The organism is Nocardioides sp., assembly GCF_044226765.1.
Taxonomy (GTDB): Bacteria; Actinomycetota; Actinomycetes; order Propionibacteriales; family Nocardioidaceae; genus Nocardioides.
The window spans coordinates 1-15744 of the sequence record NZ_JBGAGJ010000006.1 but is presented as its reverse complement, the minus strand read 5'-3'; the positions used below and the strand labels follow the sequence as shown (position 1 = coordinate 15744).

The following is a 15744-nucleotide window of genomic DNA, read 5'->3' as shown; positions in this document are numbered from 1 at the left end:
CGGCTACCCCAGCAGCGGCGCGACCGCCCTCGCCGCCAGGCTGGGCAGGCGGGTCACCCGCTCCTCCGCGTCGGCAAGCGTCATCGCGCGCAGCCCCACGTTGACCCCCAGCCAGCGCAGCGGCTCCCGTTCCCAGGCGGGGGAGCGGTGTCCGACCCAGGGCAGCCTGGTCAGCTCGGTGTCACGACCCAGCACCAGGTCCCGCAGGGTGCGACCGGCCAGGTTCGTCGTGCTCACGCCGTCGCCGACGTACCCCCCGGCCCAGGCCAGGCCGGTCTCCCGGTCCAGCCCGACCGAGGCGCACCAGTCGCGGGGGATCCCGAGCGGACCGCCCCACGCGTGGGTGACCCGGGTCCCGGCCAGCACCGGGAACAGGTCGACCAGCGTGGCGTAGAGCCGGGCGAACACCTGCTCGTCGTGGTCGTACTCGGGTCGGATCCGAGACCCGAGGTGGTACGGCGCACCGCGGCCGCCGAAGACCAGCCGGTCGTCGGCGGTGCGCTGTCCGTAGACGATGAGGTGGCGGTGGTCGCTGAACGTCTCGCGGCGTCCCAGCCCGATCTCGTCCCAGGTCGAGGTGGACAGCGGCTCGGTCGCGATCACCAGGGAGTAGACGGGGATGACCGACCGGGAGTGACCCGGGAGCGCCGCGGTGTAGCCCTCGGTCGCCCGGACGACGGTCCGCGCCCGGACGACCCCGGTGCCGGTCGCCACGTGGCCGGGCTCGATCGCCTCGACGCGGGTGCGCTCGTGGATGGTCACGCCCCGGCGCTCGACGGCGTCGGCCAGGCCGCGCGCCAGCTTCGCCGGGTGCACCGCCGCGCAGTCGGGGGTGTACGTCGCCCCGACGGTCCGGCTGCCCCGCAGCGCGGCCGTGGCCTCGGCGCGGTCCAGCAGCCGCAGGTCGTCCTCGCCACGGCCCCACTCCCGCGCCGCCGCGACCTCGGCCCGGGCCCGCCGCCACTGGGCGCGGCTGCGGGCGAGCACGACGGTGCCGCCCTTGGCGATGTCGGCGTCGATGCCCTCGGCCAGCGCGGCACGGGCGACCTCGTCGACGGTCTCGCGCATCGCGCGGTGCTGGGCCGTGGCTGCGTCCCGGCCGGCGAGCGCCGCCAGGGTGGGCAGGGAGGCGGGGAAGAGGGCCGAGCACCAGCCGCCGTTGCGGCCGCTCGCGCCGAACCCGGCCGTCTCGGCCTCGAGCACGACGATGCGCAGGGCCGGGTCGGCCTCGGCGAGGTAGTAGGCGGTCCACAGCCCGGTGAACCCGGCGCCGACGATCGCGACGTCGGCCGCGGTGTCCCCGTCGAGCGCCGGCCGCGGGCTCCAGTCGGTGCGGACGGTGTCGTGCCAGAGGGAGAGCCGCTCCCAGTGGGGGTCGGGCCGGTGGGGGGCGGGTGCGCGGCTCAGCGCACACCCCACGAGTAGGTCTGCTTGCGCAGCCGCAGGTACATGAAGGTCTCGGTCGACGCAACGCCGTCGATCGCCCGGATCCGGTCGGAGATCAGCTCCAGCAGGTGCTCGTCGCTCTCGCACACGACCTCCACGAGCAGGTCGTAGGACCCCGCGGTGACCACGACGTAGTCGACCTCGTCGAGGTCCGCGAGCCGGTCGGCGACCGGCTCGAGGGCACCGGTGACCCGGATGCCGACCATCGCCTGCCGGGCGAAGCCGAGCTCGAGCGGGTCGGTGACGGCGACGACCTGCATCACGCCGCTCTCGATCAGCCGCTGGACCCGCTGGCGCACCGCCGCCTCGGAGAGGCCGACGACCTTGCCGATGGCGGCGTAGGAGCGACGCCCGTCCTGCTGCAGCTGCTCGATAATGGCCTTGGACACCTCGTCGAGCTGGGAGGGGCGCCCGGACTTCCTCGTCATGGCGGCATGGTTCCTCACCGAGAGCACGGCGGTCAAAGGTTTCCGGGGCGTGGAGCGAAGGATTTCGTTGCGAGGATGTTTCGGATCTGCGGGATCCCTTGTTCGACCGCCGTTCTCGTGGCACGATCCGATGGCTTGCCGATGGACCGGACACGTCGTCCGGCCCGCCTCAGCGGAAGGAGCCGCATGCCGCCGGACTCGCCCGGGATCTCCCGCCGGGGCCTCCTCAAGGGAGGCGGCGCCGTGGCCTTCGCGGGCGTCAGCCTGGCCGCCCTGAAGCTGCCCTTCTTCTCGACCGCCGGCGCCCAGCAGGACCCGGCCACCTGCCGCGCGACCGACCTGTCGGACAGCCAGAAGGAGCTGATCATCTCCAACTGGCCGGCCTACATCGACCCGCGCAAGAAGTCCGACGGGACGTTCCAGACCTTCGAGCGCGAGACCGGCATCACGGTGCACTACACCGACGACGTCAACGACAACTCCGAGTTCTACGCCAAGGTCCGCAACCAGCTCGGCTCCTGCCAGCCCGTCGACCGCGACATGATGGTGCTGACCGACTGGATGGCCGCGCGGATGATCGGCCTGGGCTGGATCCAGCCGTTGGACAAGGCGAACGTGCCCAACCTCCAGGACAACCTGATCGACCCGCTGCGCAACCGGCAGTGGGACAAGGACCTGACCTTCCACGCGCCGTGGCAGACCGGCCTGACCGGCATCGCCTACAACGCGTCGAAGACCGGCGAGGTCGGGAGCTTCGAGGAGCTCCTCACCCGCTCCGACCTCAAGGGCAGGGTCACGCTGCTCTCGGAGATGCGGGACACGATGGGCTTCATGCTCAAGGTGACCGGGGCCGAGCCGGAGCAGTTCACCGACGACGAGTGGCAGGTGGCGCTCGACGAGCTGAAGAAGGTCGTGCGCGGCGGCCAGATCCGCGCCTTCACCGGCAACGAGTACACGCAGGACCTGGCGGCCGGCAACATCCTCGCGTGTGAGGCCTGGTCCGGTGACGTCATCCAGCTGCAGTTCGACAACCCCGACATCAAGTTCGTGGCCCCGGAGGAGGGTCTGTCGCTCTGGAGCGACAACATGCTCATCCCCAACCTCGCGACCCACAAGGCCAACGCCGAGAAGTGGATCAACTACTACTACGAGCCCGCGGTGGCGGCGAAGCTCGCCGCCTACGTCAACTACATCTGTCCGGTCAAGGGCGCCCAGCAGGAGATGGAGAAGATCGATCCGTCGCTGGTCGACAACCAGCTGATCTTCCCCGACGACGAGACGCTGTCGGTGACCTTCGACTTCATGCCCCTCGACGACCAGCAGCAGATCGAGTACGAAGGAGACTGGGCCGATGTCACAGGCGGCTGACCTGGAGGAGGCCACCGCGGCCGGCGCGTCATACGACGGCCTGCGGCTGACCAGCGTCACCAAGTCGTTCGGTGCGTTCACCGCCGTCGACGACCTCGACCTGGACGTGCCGCGCGGCTCGTTCTTCGCGCTGCTCGGCCCCTCGGGCTGCGGCAAGACGACGACGCTGCGGATGGTGGCCGGCCTGGAGACGCCCACGTCGGGCTCGATCACGCTGGCCGGGAACGACATCACCTACGCCAAGCCCTACAAGCGGCCGGTCAACACGGTCTTCCAGAGCTACGCGCTCTTCCCGCACCTCGACATCCACGAGAACGTCGCCTTCGGCCTCAAGCGCCGCAAGGTCAAGGACATCGACACCCAGGTGCGCGACATGCTCGACCTGGTCGAGCTGACCACCCAGGCGCGCAAGAAGCCGACCCAGCTCTCCGGCGGCCAGCAGCAGCGCGTTGCCCTGGCCCGGGCGTTGATCAACAAGCCCGAGGTGCTCCTCCTCGACGAGCCGCTCGGCGCCCTCGACCTGAAGCTGCGCCGGTCCATGCAGATCGAGCTCAAGCGGATCCAGACCGAGGTCGGCCTCACCTTCATCCACGTCACCCACGACCAGGAGGAGGCCATGACGATGGCCGACACCGTCGCGGTGATGAACGCGGGCGTCATCGAGCAGATGGGCGCCCCGGCCGAGCTCTACGAGAACCCGCGCACGACGTTCGTCGCCAACTTCCTGGGCCAGTCCAACCTGATCGGCGGGACGATCAAGGCGCGCGCGGCCGACGTCGTCACCGTCGACATGCACGGGGTCGACGTCTCGATCCCGACCTCGCGGTCTCACGCCGAGGGCGACGAGGGCTGGATCGGCATCCGACCCGAGAAGGTGCTGATCGGTGAGCCCGGCGAGGTGCTCGACGCCCCGGGCAACTCGATCCCCGGTGGCGTGGTGAGCGACGTCAGCTTCGTGGGCGTCAGCACGCAGTACCTCGTGCGGATGCCGTGGGGCCAGGAGCTCCAGGTCTTCCAGCAGAACACCGGCCACCGCCGGCTCTTCCGCACCGGTGAGCCGGTCGAGCTGAGCTGGCGCCCGGAGTACGCGTTCCTGCTCGACCATGCCCAGGACGCGTCGGCCGGCGCGCAGCTGGGCGACGACTGATGGCGAGCACCGCCGAGGCCGCCGAGGTCGCCGTGCTCCACGCGCCGGCCACGGCGGAGTCGGGGCGTCGGCGCGGCTACCTGGGCTACCTGCTGCTGCTGCCCGCCGCGGCCTGGCTGATCGTCTTCTTCATCCTGCCGCTCTACTCCCTGCTCGCGACGAGCCTCTACGATCCGGCCGGGTCCGACTTCCGCGGCTACGAGATGACCTACGAGTGGAGCAACTACAGCAACGCCATCAAGGACTACTGGGGCCCGCTCGTGCGGGCGCTCTGGTACGCCGGCCTGGCGACGTTCTTCTGCCTCGTGCTCGGCTACGTGCTGGCCTACGCCATCGCCTTCAAGGCCGGGCGGTGGAAGAACCTGATGCTGGTCCTGGTGATCGCCCCGTTCTTCACCAGCTTCCTGGTCCGCACGCTCGCGTGGAAGCTGATCCTGGCCGACGACGGCTTCGTGGTGAACACGCTGCAGTTCCTGCACCTGCTCGGGCCGGACGGGCGCCTGCTGGCCACGCCGATAGCCGTCGTCGCGGGGCTGACCTACAACTTCCTGCCGTTCATGGTGCTGCCGCTCTTCGCGAGCATCGACAAGATCGACCACCGCCTGATCGAGGCGTCCAGCGACCTCTACGCGAACCCGTTCGTCGGCTTCTTCAAGGTGACCTGGCCGCTCTCGCTCCCGGGCGTGGTGTCCGGCACGCTGCTGACCTTCATCCCGGCCGTCGGTGACTACATCAACGCCACGCTGCTCGGCAACACCAACACCCGTGTCGTGGGCGCGGTCATCCAGAGCCTGTTCACCGACGCGAACGACTACCCGGCCGCCGCGGCGCTCTCGGTGATCCTGATGGCCCTGATCGTCGCCATGGTGCTCGTCTACGTGCGCCGGGCCGGGACGGAGGAGCTGCTGTGATCGGGCGGTGGGTGCGCGACAACCTCGTCCTCGTCCTCGGGCTCGGGGTGCTGGCGTACACGTTCGTCCCGATCGCCGTCGTGGTGCTGATGAGCTTCAACGCGCCCGCGAGCCGCAACGTCTACCAGTTCGACGGGTTCACCCTGGACAACTGGCTGCACCCCTGCGCCCCCGAGGGGATGTGCTCCGCGGTCGGGCGCAGCATCGAGATCGGCCTGCTGGCCACGTTGGTCGCCACGATCCTCGGCACGCTGGCCGCGTTCGCGCTGGTGCGCCACCAGTTCGTCGGCCGGTCGTCGAGCAACGTGCTCATCTTCCTGCCGATGGCCTCGCCCGAGATCGTGATGGGCTCCTCGCTCCTCGCCCTCTTCGTGGCGTCCGGCCTCGGTGGCAAGCTCGGCTTCTGGACGATCTTCGTGGCGCACGTGATGTTCTGCCTGTCGTTCGTGATCGTCACGGTGCGCTCGCGCCTGGCGGGCATGGACGACAACCTCGAGCAGGCCGCGATGGATCTCTACGCGACGCCGCAGCAGACCTTCTGGCGGGTCACCTTCCCGCTGGTCTTCCCGGGCATCCTGGGCGCGGCGCTGCTCAGCTTCTCGCTGTCCTTCGACGACTTCATCATCACCAACCTCAACGCCGGCACGACGACGACCTTCCCGATGTTCGTGTGGGGCGCCGCCCAGCGCGGCGTACCCATGCAGGTCAACGTCGTCGGCACCGTGATGTTCGTGATCTCGGTGCTCATCGTGGTGACCGGCGAGGTCAACTCCCGCCGCCGCCAGCGCGCGCTCTCCTGAGCCGACCGCGGGGCGCGGGACCGCTGCGGTCCCGCGCGTCGCCGTTTCACCATGGTGTGGTGGTGAACCTGCACATCCCATGGTGGGCAGGCCGTGGGAGGTGTCGGTCCGCCTGCATCCCGTGATGAACCTGCGGCAGCGGTGACCCCGAGCCGCGCCGCCGGCAGCGCGCGCCCTGCTGAGTCCGCCGCCGCCGCCCCCTGGGGGACGTCATCCGGGGTGGTCGCGGGGACGACCGGGTCGTATGACGTCCCGGCGGTGGGGCGGGGAGGTCATCCGGGGTGGTCGTCCCAGCGACCGGGTCGTCTGACGTTCTGGGGGCCGGGCGGGGACGTCAGACGGGGTGGTTGCGGGGGCGACCGGGTCGTATGACGTCGCGGGGGTGGGGTGGGGAGGTCATCCGGGGTGGTCGTCGGAGCGACCACCTCGTACGACGTCCTCCGCGGCCCGAAGCAGCCCCGCCGGGTCCTCTGCCGTCCCGACGGGCAGGCGCGGGTCAGAGCATCGAGTGGGCCTTGTCGAGGACGATGCGCAGGATCTGCTCCATCTCGTCGAAGTGCTGCTGGTCGCAGATGAGCGGCGGGGAGAGCTGGATGACCGGGTCGCCACGGTCGTCGGCCCGGCAGTAGAGGCCCTCGGCGAACAGCTGCTTGGACACGAAGCCGAAGAGGATCCGCTCGCACTCCTCGTCGCTGAACGTCTCGCGGGTGGCCTTGTCCTTGACCAGCTCGATCCCGTAGAAGTAGCCGTCGCCGCGGACGTCGCCGACGATCGGCAGGTCGAGCAGCCGCTCGAGGGTGGCGCGGAAGGCGCCCTCGGTCGAGCGGACGTGCTCGAGGACCTTCTCCTCCTCGAAGATCTCCAGGTTCTTCAGCGCGACCGCCGTCGAGACCGGGTGGCCGCCGAAGGTGTACCCGTGGGCGAACATCGCGTCCGAGCCGTGCTCGGCGCGGGCGCCCGGCGGGATGTGCTCCTGGTGGTCGTGGTGGGCCGCACCGGCGAACGGCTCCATCAGCCGGTCGCTGGCGATCATCGCGCCGAGCGGTGCGTAGCCGGAGGTGATGCCCTTGGCGCAGGTGATCATGTCGGGCTGGTAGCCGTAGCGCTCCGAGCCGAACATGTGCCCCAGGCGGCCGAAGGCGCAGATGACCTCGTCGGAGACCAGCAGCACGTCGTACTCGTCGCAGATCTCGCGCACCCGCTGGAAGTAGCCGGGCGGAGGCGGGAAGCAGCCACCGGCGTTCTGCACCGGCTCGAGGAAGACGGCGGCGACGGTGTCGGGGCCCTCGTTCTCGATCGCGACCGCGATCTGGTCGGCCGCCCAGCGACCGAACGTCTCGGGGTCGTCGCCGTGCAGGGGAGCGCGGTAGATGTTGGTGTTGGGCACCCGGAACGTCGAGGGCACCAGCGGCTCGAACTGCTGCTTGAGCAGCGGCAGGCCGGTGATCGACAGCGCCCCCTGCGTGGTGCCGTGGTAGGCGATGGTGCGGCTGATGACCTTGTGCTTCATCGGCTTGCCGGTGACCTTGAAGTAGTTCTTGGCCAGCTTCCACGCGGTCTCGACCGCCTCGCCGCCACCGCTGGTGAAGAAGACGCGGTTGAGGTCGCCGGGCGCGTAGCCCGCGATCTTCTCGGCCAGCTGGATGGCCGGCGGGTGCGCGTAGGACCACAACGGGTGGAACGCCAGCTGCTTGGCCTGCTCGGCGGCGGCCTCGGCGAGCTCGGTGCGTCCGTGGCCCAGCTGCGACACGAACAGGCCGGCGAGGCCGTCGAGGTAGCGCTTGCCCTGGGCGTCGTAGATGTAGGCGCCCTCACCGCGCACGATGATCGGCACGTCCGCCTGCGCGTACGACGCGTGGCGGGTGAAGTGCATCCACAGGTGGTCCTTGGCGGCCTGCTGCAGGTGGTCGTAGTCGGCGCTCATGGGGACCATGGTGAGTGGTCGACCGGGGTCGGCGCAAGTGAATCAGTCGCCGTGGCGCTCGGATTTCGCGAAATCCGTAGCATTCGAGCGTGACAGGATGTGCCCCATGACCCGCTACGGCCCGCAGTTCGGACCCGACATCACCTTCCTCGGCGTCGACCCCGTCGACGTCGAGGACCGGGCGGCGCTCGAGGCGGCGGACGTGGTCGTGGTCGGGGCGCCCTTCGACGGCGGGACGTCGCACCGGCCCGGCACCCGGTTCGGGCCGATGGCGATCCGGCAGACCGACTACCTCCCGCACGACGGGTCGCGCCCCCACCTCGCACTGCGTGTCGACGCCCTGCAGGACCTGCGCGTCGTGGACGCCGGCGACGTGGAGATGCCCCCCGGCGAGATCGAGCGGTCGCTGGGCGCCCTCGAGGAGGCGGTGTTCAAGGTCGCCTCGGCCGGCGCGGTGCCGCTCGTGCTCGGCGGTGACCACTCCATCGCGCTGCCCGACGCCACCGGCGTCGCGCGCCACCTCGGCTTCGGTCGGGTCTCGATGATCCACTTCGACGCGCACGCCGACACCGGCGACATCGAGTTCGGCTCGCTCTACGGCCACGGCCAGCCGATGCGGCGGCTGATCGAGTCCGGGGCGCTGCGCGGCGACCGGTTCCTGCAGGTCGGGCTGCGCGGCTACTGGCCGGGACCCGAGACGCTCGGGTGGATGGCCGAGCAGCGGATGCGCTCCTTCGAGATGACCGAGATCGGCAAGCGGGGGCTCGAGGCGTGCCTCGACGAGGCGTTCGAGATCGCGCTGGACGAGTGCGACGCCGTCTTCCTCTCCGTCGACATCGACGTCTGCGACCCCGGCCACGCGCCCGGCACGGGCACGCCCGAGCCGGGCGGGCTGTCGAGCCGGCAGCTGCTCGACGCCGTGCGCCGGATCTGCAGCGAGCTCCCAGTCGCCGGCATCGACGTCGTCGAGGTGTCGCCGCCCTACGACCACGCCGAGATCACGGCCTACCTGGCCAACCGGGTCTGCCTCGAGGCGCTCTCCGGTCTCGCCGTGCGCAAGCACGGGATCTCCCACGACCCTGCGGGCCCGCTGCTCGAGGGCCGCTGATGGCGACCCTGTTCACCAACGGCAGTCTCTTCGACGGGCACCGGCACGTCGGTCGGGGCTCCGTCGTCGTGGAGGGCGACCGGATCGTGTCGATCGTCCCGGAGGACGCGGGCTCCCTGTCGGGGCTCGGCAGGGACGTCGAGGTCGTCGACCTGGCCGGCGGCCTCCTGCTGCCCGGCTTCACCGACGCGCACGTGCACCCGATCCAGGGTGGGCTCGAGCGGATGCGGTGCGACCTCTCGGAGCTCGGGACGCGGGAGGAGTACCTCGCGGCCATCAGGGCGTACGCCGACAGCCACCCGGACGCGCCCTGGATCCTCGGCGGCGGCTGGGCGATGCCGGCCTTCCCGGGCGGCACCCCGACCGCGGCCGACCTCGACACGGTGGTGCCCGACCGGCCCGTGTTCCTGCCCAACCGCGACCACCACGGGGCCTGGGTCAACGCTCGCGCGCTCGAGCTCGCGGGCGTCGACGAGCACACACCGGACCCGCCCGACGGGAGGATCGAGCGCGACGCCGACGGGCGACCGAGCGGCACCCTCCACGAGGGGGCGACCGCCCTGGTCGCGCGACACCTGCCCCGCACCACCGGCGCGGAGTACTACGCGGCGCTGCTGGCCGGCCAGTCCTACCTGCACTCGGTGGGTGTCACCTCGTGGCAGGACGCGATCGTCGGGGCCTACTCCGGCATGGACGACCCGGCGTCGACCTACGAGCGCGCGGTCGCCAGCGGTGAGCTGCGCTCGCACGTCGTGGGCGCGCTGTGGTGGGACCGGCGGCTCGGCACCGACCAGGTCGGGGAGCTCGCGGCCCGGCGTGCGGCGATGACCGGCGGACGCTTCCGCGCCACGACCGTGAAGATCATGCAGGACGGGGTGGCCGAGAACGGCACGGCGGCGATGCTGTCGCCGTACCTCGACCCCTGCGGCCACCCCACCGACAACAGCGGGCACTCGTTCCTGACCGCCGACGCGATCCGCGACGCGGTGCGAGCGCTGGACGCCGCGGGCTTCCAGGTGCACGTGCACGCGATCGGCGACCGCGGCGTCCGTGAGGCGCTCGACGCCTTCGAGGGCAGCGACCCGGCGCTGCGCCACCACGTCGCGCACCTGCAGGTCGTGCACCCCGACGACGTGCCGCGGTTCGCGCAGCTGGGCGTGGCCGCCAACCTGCAGATGCTGTGGGCGTGCCTGGACGACCAGATGGTCGACCTGACCCTGCCCGTGCTGGGTGAGGAGCGCAGTCGCCGGCAGTACCCGTTCGGCGACCTCCACCGCGCGGGCGCCCGGCTCGTCGCGGGCAGCGACTGGCCGGTCAGCACGCCTGACCCGCTCCAGGCGGTCGAGGTCGCGGTGACCCGGAGCGAGCGCGGTGGGCGGGGCGCGCTGCTCCCCGAGCAGGCGCTCGGCCTCGCGACCGCGCTCGCGGCGTACACGTCGGGCTCGGCGTGGGTCAACGGCCGCGGGCCCGGCGACGCGCAGACCGCCGGCGTGCTGCGCCCCGGCGCGGTCGCCGACCTCGTCGTCGTGGACCGCGACCCCTTCGCCGGACCGGCCGAGGAGATCGGGTCGGCCCGGGTCGTGTCCACCTGGATCGAGGGAAGCCCCGTCTACACGGCCTAGATCAACGAAATCCGTCATTCGCAGCCGCGAACCCCTACAGATTCCGTTGCCCTGTCCACTAGGCTCGCGCGCATGGCCGACCAGACCTTCAAGAACGTCATCAACGGTGAGCTCGTCGACAGCGCGTCGGGGGAGACCTACGACATCGTCGACCCCACGACCGGCGAGGTGTACGCCCAGGCGCCGAGGTCCGGCGAGGAGGACGTCGACCGCGCGTACGCCGCGGCCGCGGCGGCCTTCGAGTCGTGGGGGAGCACCACGCCCAAGGAGCGCTCCGAGGCGCTGCTGAAGATCGCCGACGCGATCGAGGCGCGGGTCGACGAGATCAACGCCGTGGAGTCCAAGGACACCGGCAAGCCGCTCGGCCTCACGCTGAGCGAGGAGATGCCCTACGCGTCGGACCACTTCCGCTTCTTCGCGGGCGCCTCCCGCATCCTCGAGGGCCGTTCGGCCGGTGAGTACATGGCCGACCACACCTCGTGGATCCGCCGCGAGCCGGTCGGCGTCGTCGGCCAGGTCACGCCGTGGAACTACCCGCTGCTGATGATGATCTGGAAGATCGCCCCGGCGCTGGCCGGCGGCAACACCATCGTGCTCAAGCCGAGCGACACCACCCCGGCGAGCTCGACCCTGCTCGCCGAGCTCGCCCAGGAGTTCCTCCCGCCCGGCGTGCTCAACGTCGTCACCGGCGACCGCGACACCGGCCGTGCGCTGGTCGCACACAAGACGCCGCAGATGGTCGCGATCACCGGGTCCGTGCGGGCCGGCATGGAGGTCGCGGAGTCGGCCTCCCACGACCTCAAGCGCGTGCACCTCGAGCTCGGTGGCAAGGCGCCGGTCATCGTCTTCGACGACGCCGACATCGCCGCCGCCGCGGAGGGCATCGCCGGCGCCGGCCTCTTCAACGCCGGCCAGGACTGCACCGCCGCCACCCGCGTGCTCGTCGGCCCGGGCATCCACGACGAGTTCGTCGCCGCGCTCACCGAGGCCGCGAAGGGGATGCCGACCGGCATGCCCGACGACGAGGCGACCTACTACGGGCCGCTGAACAACCAGAACCAGCTCGACCGCGTCTCCGGCATGGTCGACCGGCTGCCCGACCACGCCAGCATCCAGACCGGCGGCACCCGCAAGGGCGAGCAGGGCTACTTCTACGAGCCGACCGTGCTGTCGGGCCTCCAGCAGGACGACGAGCAGATCCAGACCGAGATCTTCGGCCCCGTCATGACCGTGCAGAAGTTCACCGACGAGGCCGAGGCGCTGCGCTGGGCCAACGGCGTCGAGTACGGGCTGTCCTCCAGCGTCTGGACCAAGGACCACGCCCGGGCCATGCGGATGTCGCGCGGTCTCGACTTCGGCGTCGTGTGGATCAACACCCACATCCCGTTCATCAGCGAGATGCCGCACGGCGGGTTCAAGCACTCCGGCTACGGCAAGGACCTGTCCATGTACGGCCTCGAGGACTACACCCGGATCAAGCACGTGATGAGCTTCATCGGCGAGTAGGTCTCGATACGGCCGTCGCTCGTTCCTCGCAACGACCTACTCGACCACCGAGGTCTCGTCGGTCGAGTAGCGAGCGCCGGCGAGCGTATCGAGACCAACCGCAACGATCGGAAGAGTGACGAGATGAGAATCCTGCTGGTCGGCGCCGGCGGCGTCGGCGCCGCGTTCGCCGCGATCGCGGCGCGCCGCGACTTCTTCGAGGCGATCGTGGTCGCCGACTACGATCTGGCCCGCGCCGAGCGGGCGGCGGCCGACGACGGGCGGTACGTCGCCGCGCAGGTCGACGCGTCGTCCGCCGACGCTGTCGCGGCCCTGTGTCGCGAGCACCGGATCACCCACGTGATGAACGCGGTCGACCCGGTCTTCAACATGTCGATCTTCGACGGCGCGTTCGCGGCCGGCGCGGACTACCTCGACATGGCGATGTCGCTGTCGAAGCCGCACCCCGAGGCGCCGTACGAGAAGACCGGCGTGAAGCTCGGCGACGAGCAGTTCGCGGTCGCCGGGGACTGGGAGTCGGCCGGTCGGCTGGCGCTGGTCGGCATCGGCGTCGAGCCCGGCCTCTCCGACGTGTTCGCGCGGTACGCCGCCGACCACCTCTTCAGCGAGATCGACGAGCTCGGCACCCGCGACGGCGCCAACCTGGTCGTCACCGACGACGACGGCAACGAGATCTTCGCGCCGTCGTTCTCGATGTGGACCACGATCGAGGAGTGCCTCAACCCGCCGGTCATCTGGCAGGACGGGGAGTGGCACACCACCCCGCCGTTCTCCGAGCCCGAGGTCTTCGACTTCCCCGAGGGCATCGGGCCGGTCGAGTGCGTGAACGTGGAGCACGAGGAGGTCCTCCTCATGCCGCGGTGGGTCGAGTGCAAGCGGGCGACCTTCAAGTACGGCCTCGGCGACGAGTTCATCACCATCCTCAAGGTGCTGCACACCCTCGGCCTGGACTCGACCGAGAAGGTGCGCGTGAAGGGCGTCGAGGTGTCACCCCGAGACGTCGTCGCGGCCGTGCTCCCGGACCCGGCGACCGTCGGCCCGCGGATGAAGGGCAAGACGTGCGCCGGCCTGTGGGTCACCGGCAAGGACAAGGACGGCGCGCCGCGCTCGACGTACCTCTACCACGTCGTCGACAACGAGTGGACCATGCAGGAGTACGGCCACCAGTGCGTCGTGTGGCAGACCGCGATCAACCCCGTGGTCGCTCTCGAGCTGCTCGCGCGCGGCACCTGGTCCGGCGTCGGCGTGCTGGGCCCCGAGGCCTTCGACGCGGTGCCGTTCCTCGAGCTGCTCACCGAGTACGGCAGCCCGTGGGGGATCAAGGAGCTCTGATAGCGCGTGCCGCTGACGGCAGCGACACGGATCGCAGCAGCCCCATCGGACTGGCCGAGGTGTCCCGACCGCGGCTGCGAAGAGCTCAGGTCACTGCACGTCGTCCAGATGGCGTCACCACGAGGAGCGGGCTGGCGCGCTGGGTGACCGGAGTCGCTTCCGCTCAGAGCTGTGTGTCCTCGCAGTCTTCCCTCGACCGACCGAACCTCCCGCACCTTGCTGCGGGAGGTGCACACTCATGCCGATGGTCGGTGCTCCCAGAGCAGCCGGGCCCATGACGTCATGCGGTGGGTGCCACCGGTGGCTCCCACCGCATGACGTCTTGCCGACGTCACCACCCCAGCGCCGTCAGCGCTCGTGCGTCAGCACCGTGTGCACGCCGTCAGCACAGAGCGCGAGGACGGTGCCGAGCGGCACTGGGCGCCGTTGCGGGCCGTGCTCGGAGGTGACCAGCACCGAGCAGGCGAGGCGGTCCGAGCCGTCGACGTCGAGGCGCAGGGCGAGCGGGCGCAGCCCGGCGTCGCGCAGCGCCGACGCGGCGCGGGGGCTGGGGGCACAGGCGACGTGGAGCGAGGTGCGCCCACCGCCCGGGTCCTCGACGTCGAGCCGGCAGCCGCCGGTGCGCTGGTCGACGGCTCGGACCACGCCGTACGACGGGACGGCGCCGGTCACGGTCGGGTGATCGCCGAGCAGGGTCGTCATGGTCACTCCTCGGTCAGGAAGTCGAGCAGCAGGCGGTTGAAGGCGGCAGTGTGCTCGATCTGGGTCCAGTGGCCGCACTGCCCGAAGACGTGCAGCCGGGAGCGGGGGACCAGGTCGAGCAGGCGCAGGGAGGTGGCGAGCGGGATCACGCGGTCGTCGCGACCGTGGACCAGGAGCGTCCGGTGCGGCAGCGCCGCGATCGCCTCGTCCGGCGTCACCATCGCGTCCACCCAGCGCTGCCGAGGGGCGGGGAACATCGAGCCGAACGACTCCTGGAAGCCCGGCTGGATGCTGGCCCGGTAGCGGACCTCGGCGAGCTCGTCGTCGACCAGGTCCCGCGACCACGCGAAGTAGTCGAGCACCCGGCGCATCGCCTCGGGCGACGGCTGGTAGCCCCACACCGCGTCCAGGCCCTCGGTGATCGGGAAGGGGACGCCGACGCTGCCCATCAGTACCAGCCGGTCCACCCGGTCGGGGTGCTGCGTGGCCAGGGCCAGCGCGATCGCACCGCCGAAGCTGTTGCCGACGATGCTCGCCCGCTCCAGGCCCAGCGCGTCGAGGAAGCCGAGCAGCTGGTCGGTCCACGTCGCGAGCTCGTACCGCACGTCAGCCGGCCGCTCGGTGAAGCCGAAGCCGGCCATGTCCGGAGCGAGCACCCGGAGCTGCTCGGCCAGTGCCGGGATGGTCAGCCGCCAGTTCGCGTACGCCGACACGCCCGGACCCGAGCCGTGCACGAGGACGATCGGGCGGCCGGCGCCGGCCTCGAGGTAGTTGGTGCGGATGCCGTCGGCGACGACCGAGGCGCCGACCTCGGGCCGCGCCGACGGCACGCCGACGGTCGGGTCGACGGTCGGGTCGACGGTCGGGTCGACGGTCGGGTCGAGGGTCACCATGCCGGCCATGGTGTGCGGCGGCGGAGTCGATGGTCCCGGACCGTTCCTCCCTGAGGAACACCACTCGCCGGGGTGTGACGGCCGTCGCACGCTGTCGGTCGACAGCTTGGTTTCGACGAGAAGGGACGGCGGATGCCGATCGTCACCGTGGACCCGACGGGCGAGGAGATCTACCTGCCCGAGGGCCAGACGGTGCTGGCCGGCCTCTACGCCGCGGGCTACTCGTACACGATCGGGTGCCGCCGCGGCGGCTGCGGGGTGTGCAAGATCGACCTGCTCGACGGCGGCGTCACCTACGACCACCCGGTGGCCGACGAGGTGCTCAGCCGTGAGGAGCGGCAGGAGGGCGTGTGCCTGACCTGTCGCGCGGTCCCGGACGGCGACGTCACCGTCCGCTTCCGGACCGGGTCGCTCCGTCTCGTCCAGCCACTGCTGCGCTCCCTCAACGAAAAGTCCCGGCTGCAAGCCGCAGCCTCGGCGCCTCAACCCAAGGAGTGAGATCAGTGGGGATCATGCGGATGGGCTACGCCCACGTCCGGGTCACCGACCTGGCGGAG

Annotated in this window: 14 protein-coding genes; 9 read left to right on the top strand and 5 right to left on the bottom strand. The window is 70.9% G+C overall.

Annotation, left to right across the window (positions count from 1 at the left end; translation table 11 throughout):
- Positions 1-3: 3 nt before the first annotated feature.
- Together ACILRH_RS13720 and ACILRH_RS13715 are read right to left on the bottom strand one after the other, a co-directional pair.
- The gene (locus ACILRH_RS13720; protein ID WP_395694155.1) at positions 4-1419 is read right to left on the bottom strand and encodes an NAD(P)/FAD-dependent oxidoreductase; all 1416 of its coding nucleotides are present in this window, start codon (positions 1417-1419) and stop codon (positions 4-6) included.
- Entirely contained in the window at positions 1404-1874 is a 471-nt protein-coding gene (locus ACILRH_RS13715; protein WP_395694154.1) for an Lrp/AsnC family transcriptional regulator, read from the bottom strand. Before ACILRH_RS13715 ends, ACILRH_RS13720 begins: the two co-directional genes overlap by 16 nt.
- 186 nt (positions 1875-2060) lie before the next feature.
- Here ACILRH_RS13715 and ACILRH_RS13710 point away from each other — a divergent pair, with 186 nt between their 5' ends.
- Genes ACILRH_RS13710 through ACILRH_RS13695 form a run of 4 tightly spaced genes read left to right on the top strand, consistent with a single transcriptional unit; the run spans position 2061 to position 6100 of the window.
- Entirely contained in the window at positions 2061-3242 is a 1182-nt protein-coding gene (locus tag ACILRH_RS13710; protein WP_395694152.1) for an extracellular solute-binding protein, read from the top strand.
- Positions 3226-4389: an ABC transporter ATP-binding protein gene (locus tag ACILRH_RS13705; protein ID WP_395694151.1), complete on the top strand. Its 1164-nt coding sequence runs from the start codon at positions 3226-3228 to the stop codon at positions 4387-4389. The genes ACILRH_RS13710 and ACILRH_RS13705 overlap by 17 nt, the downstream gene beginning before the upstream one ends.
- Positions 4389-5300, top strand: coding sequence for an ABC transporter permease (locus ACILRH_RS13700; protein WP_395694149.1), 912 nt, complete (start codon positions 4389-4391; stop codon positions 5298-5300). Before ACILRH_RS13705 ends, ACILRH_RS13700 begins: the two co-directional genes overlap by 1 nt.
- A complete protein-coding gene (locus ACILRH_RS13695) occupies positions 5297-6100 on the top strand; it encodes an ABC transporter permease (protein WP_395694147.1) in 804 nt (267 codons plus the stop codon). Before ACILRH_RS13700 ends, ACILRH_RS13695 begins: the two co-directional genes overlap by 4 nt.
- Before the next feature lie 496 nt (positions 6101-6596).
- Here the strand turns inward: ACILRH_RS13695 and ACILRH_RS13690 are convergent, their stop codons facing one another.
- Positions 6597-8024 carry an aspartate aminotransferase family protein gene (locus tag ACILRH_RS13690; protein ID WP_395694145.1) on the bottom strand — a complete coding sequence of 476 codons (1428 nt, stop codon included), beginning with the start codon at positions 8022-8024 and terminating at the stop codon, positions 6597-6599.
- A gap of 106 nt (positions 8025-8130) precedes the next feature.
- Between ACILRH_RS13690 and speB the strand changes: the two genes are divergently transcribed.
- The 4 genes from speB to ACILRH_RS13670 all read left to right on the top strand — a co-directional run bounded on the left by speB (position 8131) and on the right by ACILRH_RS13670 (position 13592).
- Complete coding sequence (speB, locus tag ACILRH_RS13685) at positions 8131-9132, top strand: agmatinase (protein WP_395694144.1); 1002 nt, start codon at positions 8131-8133, stop codon at positions 9130-9132.
- Positions 9132-10754: an amidohydrolase gene (locus ACILRH_RS13680; protein ID WP_395694143.1), complete on the top strand. Its 1623-nt coding sequence runs from the start codon at positions 9132-9134 to the stop codon at positions 10752-10754. The genes speB and ACILRH_RS13680 overlap by 1 nt, the downstream gene beginning before the upstream one ends.
- A 72-nt stretch (positions 10755-10826) precedes the next feature.
- The gene (locus ACILRH_RS13675) at positions 10827-12260 is read left to right on the top strand and encodes a gamma-aminobutyraldehyde dehydrogenase (RefSeq protein ID WP_395694141.1); all 1434 of its coding nucleotides are present in this window, start codon (positions 10827-10829) and stop codon (positions 12258-12260) included.
- 123 nt (positions 12261-12383) lie between these two features.
- Complete coding sequence (locus ACILRH_RS13670) at positions 12384-13592, top strand: saccharopine dehydrogenase family protein (RefSeq protein ID WP_395694139.1); 1209 nt, start codon at positions 12384-12386, stop codon at positions 13590-13592.
- A 348-nt stretch (positions 13593-13940) separates the two neighbouring features.
- On the opposite strand, the gene ACILRH_RS13665 is transcribed toward ACILRH_RS13670, so the two are convergent.
- Positions 13941-14294, bottom strand: coding sequence for a hypothetical protein (locus tag ACILRH_RS13665; protein WP_395694137.1), 354 nt, complete (start codon positions 14292-14294; stop codon positions 13941-13943).
- 2 nt (positions 14295-14296) lie between these two features.
- The gene (locus ACILRH_RS13660; protein WP_395694136.1) at positions 14297-15187 is read right to left on the bottom strand and encodes an alpha/beta fold hydrolase; all 891 of its coding nucleotides are present in this window, start codon (positions 15185-15187) and stop codon (positions 14297-14299) included.
- A gap of 132 nt (positions 15188-15319) precedes the next feature.
- Here ACILRH_RS13660 and ACILRH_RS13655 point away from each other — a divergent pair, with 132 nt between their 5' ends.
- Positions 15320-15685: a 2Fe-2S iron-sulfur cluster-binding protein gene (locus ACILRH_RS13655; protein WP_395694134.1), complete on the top strand. Its 366-nt coding sequence runs from the start codon at positions 15320-15322 to the stop codon at positions 15683-15685.
- Positions 15686-15744: the final 59 nt, after the last annotated feature.

Bases quoted from the DNA above. Each gene is read 5' to 3' on its own strand.
- ACILRH_RS13705 (WP_395694151.1), top strand. From the start codon at position 3,226: ATGTCACAGGCGGCTGACCTGGAGGAGGCCACCGCGGCCGGCGCGTCA.
- ACILRH_RS13665 (WP_395694137.1), bottom strand. From the start codon at position 14,294: ATGACGACCCTGCTCGGCGATCACCCGACCGTGACCGGCGCCGTCCCG.
- ACILRH_RS13700 (WP_395694149.1), top strand. From the start codon at position 4,389: ATGGCGAGCACCGCCGAGGCCGCCGAGGTCGCCGTGCTCCACGCGCCG.
- ACILRH_RS13680 (WP_395694143.1), top strand. From the start codon at position 9,132: ATGGCGACCCTGTTCACCAACGGCAGTCTCTTCGACGGGCACCGGCAC.
- ACILRH_RS13715 (WP_395694154.1), bottom strand. From the start codon at position 1,874: ATGACGAGGAAGTCCGGGCGCCCCTCCCAGCTCGACGAGGTGTCCAAG.
- speB (WP_395694144.1), top strand. From the start codon at position 8,131: ATGACCCGCTACGGCCCGCAGTTCGGACCCGACATCACCTTCCTCGGC.
- ACILRH_RS13660 (WP_395694136.1), bottom strand. From the start codon at position 15,187: ATGGTGACCCTCGACCCGACCGTCGACCCGACCGTCGACCCGACCGTC.
- ACILRH_RS13655 (WP_395694134.1), top strand. From the start codon at position 15,320: ATGCCGATCGTCACCGTGGACCCGACGGGCGAGGAGATCTACCTGCCC.
- ACILRH_RS13690 (WP_395694145.1), bottom strand. From the start codon at position 8,024: ATGAGCGCCGACTACGACCACCTGCAGCAGGCCGCCAAGGACCACCTG.
- ACILRH_RS13670 (WP_395694139.1), top strand. From the start codon at position 12,384: ATGAGAATCCTGCTGGTCGGCGCCGGCGGCGTCGGCGCCGCGTTCGCC.
- ACILRH_RS13675 (WP_395694141.1), top strand. From the start codon at position 10,827: ATGGCCGACCAGACCTTCAAGAACGTCATCAACGGTGAGCTCGTCGAC.
- ACILRH_RS13710 (WP_395694152.1), top strand. From the start codon at position 2,061: ATGCCGCCGGACTCGCCCGGGATCTCCCGCCGGGGCCTCCTCAAGGGA.